The sequence below is a fragment of the Fusobacterium sp. JB019 genome (assembly GCA_030673965.1).
Taxonomy (GTDB): Bacteria; Fusobacteriota; Fusobacteriia; order Fusobacteriales; family Fusobacteriaceae; genus Fusobacterium_B.
In genome coordinates this window covers 13,305-25,396 of record JAUTCN010000006.1, presented here as the reverse complement: position 1 = coordinate 25,396, position 12,092 = coordinate 13,305, and the positions used below count along the sequence as shown (strand labels likewise).

Here is a 12,092-nt window from a genome sequence, read left to right as displayed (position 1 = left end):
AAATCAGGAGCTTTTTTTTATTCTATAACTTCCATTAATTCTAAAATAATACCATCTATATCTTTAAAATAAACTGCCTTACTTTTCCCAAATCCATGTTTTGAAAAATCAAACATTTGAGGAGATGAAATAAACTCTACTCCTTTATCTAATAACTCCATATAAACTTTATCAATATCATCAACATAAAAACAAATTTCTGATATGGAACCTCTATGCAAATCAATATCATTTTTCTCATAATCATTTGACAGAAATTCTATTAATTCTATTGGAGGACAAGATAAATTATCACTTCCATTTAAATAAGCTACCCTTACTTTACTATTTTTTTTATTAAATAATAAATCAGTTTCCTCTCCTTCCATAAGAAGCTCTCCTTTAAATTTTAAACCAAGAATATTTTTATAAAAATCTATTGATTTTTCTATATTTTTCACAGTAATTCCCACATGGGCAATTTCTTTTATCATACTTCCTCCTTACTCTTTAATTAAACATTTATTAATAAAATTATTATAACATATTTAAATTTGTTATTTTATTTTCTTGACAATTTATTTTATAACTGATATGATTTCCATATACCCATATGGGTATACAAGGAGGATAGGATTATGAATAAATGTATGAATCATGATAAACTTCATAAAAGGTTAAAGAAAATTATAGGACAAATTAATGCTATAGATAGAATGATTGATGAAGATGTCCCTTGCGATAATATTTTAATGCAAATTAATGCAGCTAAAAGCGCTTTACATAAAGCGGGACAAGTTATCCTAGAAGGACATTTAAAACACTGCGTTAGAGAAGGTATTGAAAATGGTAATGCTGATGAAACAATTAAAAACTTTGCAAAATCAATTGAATATTTTTCAAGATTTTAAAATAAAAATGGTGCAGGAATTCTACACCATTTTTTTATATGAATTAAATATTAAATTTTTATTTAAAAAGCCCATCTAAAACATTATTTATTTTTTCTTTAGCTTTATCTAATTCTTTTCCATATTTTTCTTGGAAATCTTTTTTTAAAGTACTGTAATAATTAGCATCTCCACCTAAATAAATAGTTATTTTTTCAGCTAAATTAGAATCAACATCAACTTTATTTGTTCTTGGGCTATATTTATATGAAATTTTAAAGTTTTGTAAATTCTCATTAGTTCCACCTGTTATTACTTTTATAGCTTCCTTATCATCTAAGAAATACTCTGCTATCTTTTCTTCTTTTAAAACCACATCTTTAATATCAATATCACCATCTACAAAAACTTTAGTTCCAGGTAATAAGAATATTTTTTGATTCATATATAATTTTCCACCTAAATACTCATTTACAGTTGGAATAGTTCCTATATTTACATTTTTTAAAGAAGTATTAATTTCTCCTTCAAATCTATAAAAATTAATTTTTCCATCAATCACACTATCTTCTTCAACATTTTTAGCTGTTAAAACTATTGGAATCATTTTATTCATTCTTGTAATATCTGTCGAAACTCCCTTTATTGTTCCAGCAAATTCTCTTCCAAATAATGTTGTTTTAACATTAAAATTATCAATGTTTACTACCCAATCATCTGGAGATGGATTTCCTAAAGTTGTTCTTATATTTGCCTTTGCTGCTACATATTTTTTCAATATTACTTGAATATATTCAGTACTATAATCTGATAATTTATAATCAATATACTTATCCAATAGAGGTGTTGTTGTTCCTAAGAATATTTGTCTTGCCTTCTCAGTTGTAGCATCATTTTTAAAATTAATTTTTTCAAACATTAGCTTATAATTTTTTATAATTGAAGCTGCTAATTCCTTTGTAGCATCCTCTTGTTTTATAGCTTTTAGCCCTGTATCACTCTTACTAGGTATTAGTAATATATTCTCCACTTCTACACTTTCTAATGTTATTTCCTTTTCAAATATTTTTCTATAGTTAATCTTTGTAGAAATACTTCCTATCTTAACAACATCTTGTGAACTATCTTCATTACTTTCTATCTTAAGACCATCAATATTAAGAATACCACCAAAAATGTTATAACCAACACTATCTATTTTTACATTAGCTTCTAAAGATTTTGTTAAATTTTCTTCTAAAGTTCTTTTTACAATAGTATTTTTAGCTATCAGTCCCCCCGCTACAATTAAGAGCACCAATATCAATATCCCGTGTTTTGCTTTTTTCATATATCTCTTACCTCCAAATTTTATTTTTCTTTCATATGTGCGCATAAATAGGATGTTATAGGAATTACTGCAAGTATTCCTATACTTCCTATAAATCCTCTTAAAATTTCTGTTCCTATAAATTCATAATTTAATATTCTTATAAATTCTAAATCTTGTAAATTTATATAAATAATTAAAACATCAAATAAACTACTTCCAATATAAGCAAGTATCAATGTATTAACCATTGTTCCAACAATATCTTTTCCTATTGTTATTCCTGATGCAAATAATTGATGAGGAGTTATTTCCTTGTGTTTTCTTTTTATTTCTGAAAGGGCTGAAGAAATTGACATTGCCACATCCATAACTGCTCCCATACTACCTATAATAACTCCAGCTGATACAAGCTCTTTTACTTTAATCCCTTTTAATATATCTATATATCCTATTGCTTCCACTGTTGTATAACCCGTAAACTTCATCTTATGAACAAAATACATTGATAAAACTCCAGCTACAAAAGTTCCAAGGACACTACTTATTATAGCAACTTTTCCTTTTTTGTCAAAACCTGTAGTAAAGGCTATTGTAATAAATGATGCAAAAATAGATATAATAACCGCTAACATTATTGGTGAATAACCCTTTGCAACAAAGGGAATAAACCCATAAGTTATTCCTAATATTACAACTAGTAAACTAAATATTGCTTTTACTCCCTTTAGCTTAGCTAAAAGTATTGTAAATCCTACAAATAGCAATAATAAAACTCCATAATGAAATCTTTTATCAATATCTGTAATGTAATATTGCATATTCCCCTCTTCATCTGGCTCATAAGCTAACACTACTCTTGTTCCCTTTTCTACATCTAGATTGTAAGACTCTTCCCCGTAAATTGGCATTTCCACCTGAACTATCTTACCATCAACCTTTATATTATAAAAGGCAACATCTTTTATTTCATCCCCATCAATATGAACATCTGTTAAAATATTATTTTCCGTTGCTGTCCCTATTTTCCCAACAATTTTACCACTTGTATATTCTTCTCCAAAGGAGAAAGTACATATAAGAGTAAATAAAATTAGTACGTATTTTTTCATTTTCTTCCCTCCTTTATACTTACACTACCATTATACCACCCATTTTATTTTTTCAAAAAAAATATACTTAAAATATATAACAAAAAATTCCTCCAGCCTTTAAGCTGAAGGAATATAAGCTTTATATTTTTTAGTTCAACCTATATCTTATAAATCGAAACTATAACCAACTGATAATGTTAATTTTTCATAATCATTTGCATAGTCTCCTTTAATTGCTTTAGTTGCTTTTGCATCAGATTTAGTTACACCATACATTAATTCTACTAAGAAGTTATTATACTCAACTCCTCCACCAATTGCCCAGTATAATCCATCATCAGTTTTAACTGAATAGTTCCCTACTGGAGTTTTTAAATCTTTTTCATTAAAGTTAAACGAATAACCTAAATTAGCTTTAACATAAGGTACATACATACTATCTAAATTAAATTTATATTTTGCTGTTGCATAAATTGGCATTGAATCATAAGAAGCACCTTTTGCATTTATATCACTTCTTTTTCTATCTGCATGACTTTGATAAGCTAAACCTAATCCTGCTTCAAAATTTGAATTCATTTCTTTTAAAAATTCTACCGACACTTCATATCCTAATCCCTTAGTTTCATCATCAACTAATTTTTTATTAGTTCCAACTTCTTTAACCCAAGAATAATTTGAATAAAGATCTCCACCAACTTTAACATCTAAATTATATCCTAATTCCTCAACTTGAACTGGCGCAGCTTCTGCAGTTGGTATAACTTCTTTAGCATATCCTAGTGCTGATATAACAAATAATCCTACTAATATTTTTTTCATTTTTTCCCCCTTAATATTTTTACTTCTTATTTAAATTATTAATATATTTATTATACCAAGTGTTTTTTAATTATTTATTAACTATTTCTTAAGATTTTCTTATTTTTCTCCACCAACACTAGTTGACAAAGAAGCAAATTAAAAGGTCATTGAAATTTTATTTTCAATGACCTTTTTTTATAATATATTGAGGTTAGAGATTAAATTTATATCCAACAGATAACGTTAACTTATTGTAATCTCCTGAATCTTCTTCACCATAACTATCTTGAAACTTAGATTGTGTAACTCCATACATTAATTCTGCTACAAAGTTATCATATTCAAGTCCTCCGCCTAAAGCAAAATAAGATCCATCTGTAACACTTAACCCTGCTTCAACTCTTCCATCTGGAAATTTAAGTGGTTCTTCATTTTTATTGAAAGAATATCCAATATCAAATTTAAAATAAGGTTTATAATTAGATTCTGTAGGAATTTTAAATTTACCTACAAAATAAACTGGAACAGAATCATAATCTCCTCCTAACTCACCTTTGGGACTAATCTTTCTAGTGGCATGTCTCTGATAAGCAACTCCTAATCCTAAATCCACATATTTATTATATTCTTTCATAAATTCTAATGATACTTCAAATCCATTCTCTAAGTCTTCTCTATTTTCTTTAGCATTTCTTGTATTTTGTCCTAAAAATTCATCTCCATTAACTAAAAATTGTGAATATTTTGAATATATTTCAGTCCCTATCTTAGCTTCTATATATTTATTAGAAGCAGCTAAGGAAATTGTAGATAAAACTAAACATCCTATTATAATCTTCTTCATTCCTATCCCCCTATAATATCTTTATAAATATTATAGCAGTTTATTTATCTTTTTTTACTTTTATAACTTTATTTTAATTTAATTACTCTACAAAAGTTTATTTGTTAAAACAACAACCGAAAGAGGTCTAATATTTAATTTTAATATTTCATTATTTAATAGAACCTTTTCCTTTGTTTCATAGTTATAAAGCTCTTCTAAATCAAGATCTCTAAATTCAATATCATAGAAATTAATTGGATGTCTATTTACAATAATTAATGCATAATCATCTTCATATTCACGAACAATTCCATAAACATCTTCTTTTATGTATATTTGCTTAAATTTTCCAATAGAAAACATCTTACTTGATTTTCTAAGTTTAATTAAATTTTTATACATATTATAAATTTCTTTATTTTCATGCCCCCAAGGATAAGTCCTTCTATTATCAGGATCTTTTCCACCAGAAACTCCTACTTCATCACCATAATAGATTAAAGGTACTCCAGGAAAAACCATCTGCATTGTTACCATAAGTTTTAATATTCTTTCACCTATAATTTCAGATAAGTGTTCCTTTGTTAATATATGTTCCTTATGTAATTCCCTTCTATATATCTCTTCTTGAATACGTCTAGCTACTCTTTCGCACATGGTTATAATCCTCTCAACATCATGAGAACCTAACATATTTGTAAGAGCATAAAAGTTTTCTTTTGGATAGTTTTCTTTTATATTTTCAAATAACATTACTAATTTTTTAGTATCAAACTTATTTGAAAAATAATCTAAGAAAATCTCTTTAAAAGGATAATTTGTTACAGAATCAAGTTGTCTTCCTCTCATATAACTTCTTCTTTTATTATAGCTTATTTTATTAGTTGCATCTTCCCAAACTTCTCCTAAAATAACAGAATCTTTGTCTATTTCGTGACATCTTTTCCTTAATTTCACTAAAAATTCTGAAGGAAGTTCATCAGCCACATCAAGTCTCCAACCTTTTATCCCTAATTTCATCCAATGAGCAATCACACTATCTTCAGCTTCTATAATATAATCTATGAAGGAAGGAATTCTTTCATTTACACATGGCAAATCCTTAACTCCCCACCAACATTCATATTCATTTGGATATTTTTTAAATTTATACCAATCATAATAAATTGAACCAACAGAATTATAAGCACCTACTGAATCATAATTAGAAAATCTATTAAAATATATACTATCCCTTCCAGTATGATTAAATACACCATCTAGCATAATTCCAATACCTTTAGTTTTAGCATTATCTATTAAACTTTTAAAATCTTTTTCTGTTCCAAGAACTTCATCAATTTTCTTATAATCTCCAGTATCATACCTATGATTACTAGCTGCTTTAAAAATAGGATTTAAATATATTAAATCAATTCCTAAATTTTTAATATAATCTAGTTTTTTTTCTATACCCTTTAAATTTCCACCATAAAAATCCCAACGTACTATTTCTCTTTTTGCATTTCTAATATAGAATGGAATATCATCCCAATTACCATAAATAAAAGAATTTTTCTTTGGACTATTTACCATTCCATCTTCATTTCCATTAAAAAATCTATCAGGAAATATTTGATACATAATAGCTTCCTTATACCAATCTGGAGTTTTATTATCCTCATAATATGTTGTTATTTGATAACAATGCTGACCATTTTGATAAACTTGTCCAATTCCTCCAAGTTCACATTCATTATTTCCATAAAATTTAATAGTTCCATCTTCTAAAACAATCTCAAAGGAATAAAATAATAATTCTGGATTATTAGAAGTTTTAAATTTATGTATATAAGAATTATAGTTCTCTTCTTGTACATCCTTTTCTAATTCCATTTCTTTAACTTTTAACATTTGGTTATAAGGATTTTCATTAGTATCTTTTCCTAATCTAAAAAATACATTCTTTATAGGAGCACTTTTATTTATTTTTATTCTAATTCTAACATCACAATTACAAGGTACAGCTCCGTAAGGAGCTTTGTATTCTGTATCTTGTGAATTATATTTCACATAATTATCATTCCATTTAAAACTTAAATATTCCATATTTTCACCTACATTTCAACCTTTTTAGGTTTTATATTCCAGATTTCATCTGCATATTTTTTAATTGTGTTATCTGATGAGAATATTCCTGAATGTCCAATATTAATCAAACACATTTTAACCCATTTTTCTCTGTCTCTATATAATTCATCTACTTTTTCTTGAGCTTTTACATATGAGTCAAAATCTTTAAATACGAAGAATTCATCATTAGTATTAAATAAATTATCAACTATAATATCAAATTCATGTTTATCAGCATTATAGTAACCATTTTTCATTTGTTCTATTATTTTTTGTAATCTTGGATCGTTATCAAATACTTTCTTAGCATTATAACCGCCATAAGCATAATAATCCATAACTTCTTCTGCTGTTAAACCAAACACTACTATATTATCTCTTCCTACAGCTCTTTCTATTTCAACATTTGCACCATCTAAAGTTGCTAAAGTTATTGCTCCATTCATCATAAATTTCATATTTCCTGTTCCAGAAGCTTCCTTTGATGCTGTTGAAATTTGTTCACTAATATCACCAGCAGGAATTACTTTTTGTGCTAGAGTAACTCCATAGTTTTCTAAGAATACTATTTTTATTTTTCCATTTATACTCTTATCATTATTTATTTTTTCTGCAACTGTATTTATAAGTTTTATTATTCTTTTAGCTAAATAATATCCTGGTGCTGCTTTTGCTCCAAAGAAGAAAGTTCTAGGAACTATATCCTTTTTAGGATTTTCTTTTAATTCATTATATAAATTCATAATATTAAATAAATTTAATAATTGACGTTTATATGCATGAAGTCTTTTTACTTGAATATCATAAATTGAATTTGGATCAATTTCAATATTATATTTTTTCTTTACAAATTCAGCTAATTCAACTTTTCTATTATGTTTAATATCTGCAATTTTCTTTAGATATTTTTTATCATCTTTATATTCTAGTAATTTTGCCATTTTTTCTGTATCAGTAACCCAAGATATATCTCCAACTACATCCACTATTAAATTTGCAAGTTCTGGATTAGCTTCAATCAGCCATCTTCTATGAGTTATTCCATTTGTTTTATTATTAAATCTTTCTGGATACATCTCATAAAAATCTTTCAATTCTCTATGTTTTAATATTTCAGTATGAAGCCATGCAACCCCATTTATTGAGTGAGAACCAACAATTGCTAAATTTGCCATTTTAATTTGTCCGTCTCTAATAATTGACATATTATTAATTTTATTCCAATCTCCATAATATTTTTTTGCAACTTCTATTGAAAATCTTCTATTAATTTCTTCTATTATCATATAAAGTCTTGGAAGTAATTTTTTAAACATATCAATTGGCCATTTTTCTAAAGCTTCAGCCATTATTGTATGATTTGTATAAGCTAGAGTTTTAACTGTAATTCTCCAAGCTTCATTCCAATCTAAATCTTCCTCATCTAATAATATTCTCATAAGTTCTGCAACTGAAAGGGCCGGATGAGTATCATTAATATGAATTCCCACATAATTATGAAATTCATTAATAGGTTCTCCTAATTTTCTAAATCTTCTAACAATTGATTGAATCCCAGCACTTACTAGAAAATATTCTTGTTTTAATCTAAGTCTTTTTCCAGCCTCTCCTGAATCATCAGGATACAACACTTGAGAAATTTCTTCAACTGCATATCTTTTTTCTAAATATTCTAAATATTCTCCCCTTTGAAGAGTAGAAAGATTTATATCCTTTTCTTCTATTTCAGCGTTCCAAAGTCTAAGGGTATTTACATTATTTGTTCCAAATCCTGAAACAGGAACATCATAAGGAACTGCTATAATTTTTTCACAGGCTTCATAAACTGGTTTTAAACCCTTTCCTTGTTTAACTAAGTAAACATTACCACCAAAGTTAACTTCTACTTTTTTACTTGGTTTTTTTATTTCCCAAACGAAATCTTTTTTCAACCAGTCATCTAGTTTTTCAACTTGATAACCATTTTCAATCTTTTGTTTAAACAAACCATGCTTAAAACGTATTCCATTACCATGAGCTGGAAGTGAAAGTGACGCCATAGAATCTATGAAACAAGCTGCTAGTCTTCCAAGTCCACCATTTCCTAGACCTGCATCAGCTTCTTGTCTTACAAGCTCATTAAAATCTACTCCTAGTTCTCCTAAGGCTTCTTCACAAACATCTCTTATTCCTAAGTTTATTAAATTTGATTCTAATAATCTTCCTATTAAAAATTCCATAGAAAAATAATATATTTGCTTAACTTTATCTTTTTTATAAGCTCTAGTTGTCTTGGATAATTTTTCAGATAAATAATCTTTAACTAATTTTCCTAAAGCTAAATATTTATGTTCCAAAGAAGCTTCATCTACTCCTTCAGCAAAAGTAAACTCAAGTCTTTTTATATAATCTTCTTTGATTTTTCTTTTTATTTCTTCTTTTTCCATATCCAATTTAAACAACTCCTTTACACGAATATTTATATCCAATTACTCAGTTTCTTTTAATTTTTTATAAATATCTCTATATTTTTTAGCAGATTCTTTCCAACTGATTTCTGATCTCATTGCATTTTTTTGAATTTCTAACCATTCTTTTTTATGTGCATATATTTTAATTGCATTTTCAATTGTATGTAACATATCATGAGCATTATAATTTGTAAAAGAGAATCCGTTTCCTGTCTTAGTCTTATGATTATAAGCTTGTACAGTATCCTTTAATCCTCCTGTTTCTCTAACAATTGGAAGAGTTCCATATCTTAAAGCAATTAATTGCCCAATACCACAAGGCTCAAATTGAGAAGGCATTAAGAACATATCAGATCCTGCATATACATGTCTTGCTATTTTGTTGCTAAATCCAATATATGCTTTTAATTTTTTAGGATATTTATTTGAATAATATCTAAATAAATCTTCATACATTTGATTTCCAGTTCCAACAACAACAAGTTGCATATCTAAAGCAAGTATTTCTTTAATTACACCTTTAACTAAGTCAAGTCCCTTTTGACCAACTAACCTAGTTACCATTCCTATAACTGGAATATTTTTATCAACTGGTAATCCCATTTCTTTTTGTAAAGCTTCCTTATTTACTAATTTATTTTTCAAAGTAGTAAGACCATATTCCTTTACAATATTGTTATCTTTTCTAGGATTATAATCTTTGTAATCTATTCCATTCAAAATTCCATAAAGTTTATAGTCTATTCCATTTAATAATCCATCTAAATTTTCACCAAAATATGGTATTTTTATTTCATTTGCATAAGTTTCACTAACAGTTGTAACTATATCTGAATAAATTAATCCACCTTTTATAAATGATACTCCATCATAAAATTTTAGTTTTTCTTCAGTGAAATAAGAGTTATCAAGACCAAGCAATTCTCCTAATATAGTTCTTGAAAATACTCCTTGATATTTTAAGTTATGTATTGTAAATATTGTTCTCATTTTTTGATATCTTACATCATATCTATAGAATGCATCTAGCAATACTGGAATCATACCAGAATGCCAATCATTACAATGAATAACATCAGGAACAAATCCATCCATATATTTTATTGCTTCTAAAACTCCTCTTGAAAAAAATGAAAAGATTTCTCCATCATCATAATGTCCATAAGGTTCATTTCTTTTAAAATAATATTCATTATCCATAAAATAAAAATCCACACCATCATACTTTAAGTGTTCAAGTCCGCAATATTGATTTCTCCATCCTACTGGAACTTTAAATTCTGCCACATGCTCCATTTTATCAATATATTCAGGGGATATTTTACTATATTTTGGTATAATAACTCTAATATCCACCTTTGATTTTTTTAAAGCCTTTGGCAATGAGTGCGCTACATCTGCAAGCCCCCCAGTTTTTATAAATGGGGCTGCCTCAGAAGCTACAAATAATACTTTCATTTTTATTACCCCCCTTGAATAAAATTTTTAAATATTTATTTAGTCAAAATTTGTTAACTCTTTTTCTATAACTAAAGGATATAAATCACTTCCCTTAAGTTCTGTTCCTTCAGATAATATTACATTTTTATCTAAAATTACATTTTTTAATTTCACACCACTTTTAATAGTACAGTTTTGTAAAATGATACTATTTTCAATATAAGCTCCCTCTTCTATAACTGTGCTCCTTGAAATTATACTTCTCTTAACTTCACCTTTAATTTTACATCCATTTGCAACTAATGCATTTGAAACTTTACATGTTTCAAAATATTCTGTAGGAACTGAATCCTTTGATTTACTGTATACTGGGTTTTCATCATCAAAGAATAATTCCTTTGTTGTTTCAACTGAAAGCATATCCATATTAGTTTTAAAATATGAAAGAAGTGAATTAATAGCTCCTAGATAACCTGTATATTCATATCCTCTTATTTTTAATTTTCCTATTTGTTCATATATTATTGATCTAGAATTACGAGAATAATTTATATACGCACATTTTTCAATTAATTCTATTAATAATTTTTTACTTAATACAAACATTTCCATTGAAATATTTGCTTCTTTAGATTGTCCTTGATTTTTATAAACTTCAGCTACAGTGCCATCTGCATTAAAATTATATGCTCCTAATTCTAAAAAGTCTATATCAGCTGTATCTACTTTTTTATAAACTGCAGTTATATCAGCTCCACTTTTTTCATGTTCATCCATTAATTTTTTTAGATCAAAACTTGAAATTAAATGAGTTGAGGAAATTACTACATACTCTTCTTTAGATCTCATTAAGAATTCTATATTTTCTTTTAGAACTTTAATATCATAAGTTAAACGTTCTTTTGCAATATCATTAAAAACAAATATTCCACCATGACGTCTATTTAAATCCCAAGCTCTTCCAGTTCCTACATGATCTCTTAAAGATCTTGCATCGCTTTCTGTAAGTATTGCAACTGATGTTATTCCTGCATTTACCATATTTGATAATGCAAAATCTATCACTCTATATTTTCCACCTAAAGGTATTGCTGCTATTGATCTATGAGCTGCAAGTCTTCTAAGATTGTCTCTACTTTCTGTTGCACTTATTATCCCTAAATATTTTTTTATCATACCTCATATCTC

Annotated in this window: 10 protein-coding genes; 1 reads left to right on the top strand and 9 read right to left on the bottom strand. The window is 27.1% G+C overall.

From position 1 onward, the window contains the following. Positions 1–17 precede the first annotated feature (17 nt). Positions 18–473, bottom strand: a complete 456-nt coding sequence (locus tag Q7K47_05330; protein MDP0506640.1) for a VOC family protein — start codon at positions 471–473, stop codon at positions 18–20. A 144-nt stretch (positions 474–617) separates the two neighbouring features. Between Q7K47_05330 and Q7K47_05325 the strand changes: the two genes are divergently transcribed. After that, positions 618–890, top strand: a complete 273-nt coding sequence (locus Q7K47_05325) for a metal-sensing transcriptional repressor (protein MDP0506639.1) — start codon at positions 618–620, stop codon at positions 888–890. 58 nt (positions 891–948) lie between these two features. On the opposite strand, the gene Q7K47_05320 is transcribed toward Q7K47_05325, so the two are convergent. From Q7K47_05320 to glgD, 8 genes are all read right to left on the bottom strand, one after another. Next, positions 949–2,199, bottom strand: coding sequence for a hypothetical protein (locus Q7K47_05320; protein ID MDP0506638.1), 1,251 nt, complete (start codon positions 2,197–2,199; stop codon positions 949–951). A gap of 20 nt (positions 2,200–2,219) precedes the next feature. Next, positions 2,220–3,290, bottom strand: coding sequence for a YibE/F family protein (locus Q7K47_05315; GenBank protein ID MDP0506637.1), 1,071 nt, complete (start codon positions 3,288–3,290; stop codon positions 2,220–2,222). A gap of 147 nt (positions 3,291–3,437) precedes the next feature. Beyond that, entirely contained in the window at positions 3,438–4,094 is a 657-nt protein-coding gene (locus tag Q7K47_05310) for an outer membrane beta-barrel protein (GenBank protein MDP0506636.1), read from the bottom strand. Between the two features lie 193 nt (positions 4,095–4,287). Beyond that, positions 4,288–4,920, bottom strand: a complete 633-nt coding sequence (locus Q7K47_05305; protein MDP0506635.1) for an outer membrane beta-barrel protein — start codon at positions 4,918–4,920, stop codon at positions 4,288–4,290. 87 nt (positions 4,921–5,007) lie between these two features. After that, the gene (locus Q7K47_05300) at positions 5,008–6,990 is read right to left on the bottom strand and encodes a glycoside hydrolase family 13 protein (GenBank protein MDP0506634.1); all 1,983 of its coding nucleotides are present in this window, start codon (positions 6,988–6,990) and stop codon (positions 5,008–5,010) included. Between the two features lie 8 nt (positions 6,991–6,998). After that, positions 6,999–9,440: a glycogen/starch/alpha-glucan phosphorylase gene (locus Q7K47_05295; protein MDP0506633.1), complete on the bottom strand. Its 2,442-nt coding sequence runs from the start codon at positions 9,438–9,440 to the stop codon at positions 6,999–7,001. Positions 9,441–9,482: 42 nt separating this feature from the next. Continuing rightward, the gene (gene glgA / locus Q7K47_05290; GenBank protein MDP0506632.1) at positions 9,483–10,922 is read right to left on the bottom strand and encodes a glycogen synthase GlgA; all 1,440 of its coding nucleotides are present in this window, start codon (positions 10,920–10,922) and stop codon (positions 9,483–9,485) included. Between the two features lie 39 nt (positions 10,923–10,961). Beyond that, positions 10,962–12,080 (bottom strand): glucose-1-phosphate adenylyltransferase subunit GlgD, encoded by a 1,119-nt coding sequence (gene glgD / locus Q7K47_05285; GenBank protein MDP0506631.1) that lies wholly within the window; start codon positions 12,078–12,080, stop codon positions 10,962–10,964. Positions 12,081–12,092: the final 12 nt, after the last annotated feature.

Coding starts and splice junctions, on each gene's coding strand:
- Q7K47_05300 (MDP0506634.1), bottom strand. CDS start 6,990: ATGGAATATTTAAGTTTTAAATGGAATGATAATTATGTGAAATATAAT.
- glgD (MDP0506631.1), bottom strand. CDS start 12,080: ATGATAAAAAAATATTTAGGGATAATAAGTGCAACAGAAAGTAGAGAC.
- Q7K47_05325 (MDP0506639.1), top strand. CDS start 618: ATGAATAAATGTATGAATCATGATAAACTTCATAAAAGGTTAAAGAAA.
- Q7K47_05305 (MDP0506635.1), bottom strand. CDS start 4,920: ATGAAGAAGATTATAATAGGATGTTTAGTTTTATCTACAATTTCCTTA.
- Q7K47_05310 (MDP0506636.1), bottom strand. CDS start 4,094: ATGAAAAAAATATTAGTAGGATTATTTGTTATATCAGCACTAGGATAT.
- Q7K47_05320 (MDP0506638.1), bottom strand. CDS start 2,199: ATGAAAAAAGCAAAACACGGGATATTGATATTGGTGCTCTTAATTGTA.
- Q7K47_05315 (MDP0506637.1), bottom strand. CDS start 3,290: ATGAAAAAATACGTACTAATTTTATTTACTCTTATATGTACTTTCTCC.
- glgA (MDP0506632.1), bottom strand. CDS start 10,922: ATGAAAGTATTATTTGTAGCTTCTGAGGCAGCCCCATTTATAAAAACT.
- Q7K47_05295 (MDP0506633.1), bottom strand. CDS start 9,440: ATGGAAAAAGAAGAAATAAAAAGAAAAATCAAAGAAGATTATATAAAA.
- Q7K47_05330 (MDP0506640.1), bottom strand. CDS start 473: ATGATAAAAGAAATTGCCCATGTGGGAATTACTGTGAAAAATATAGAA.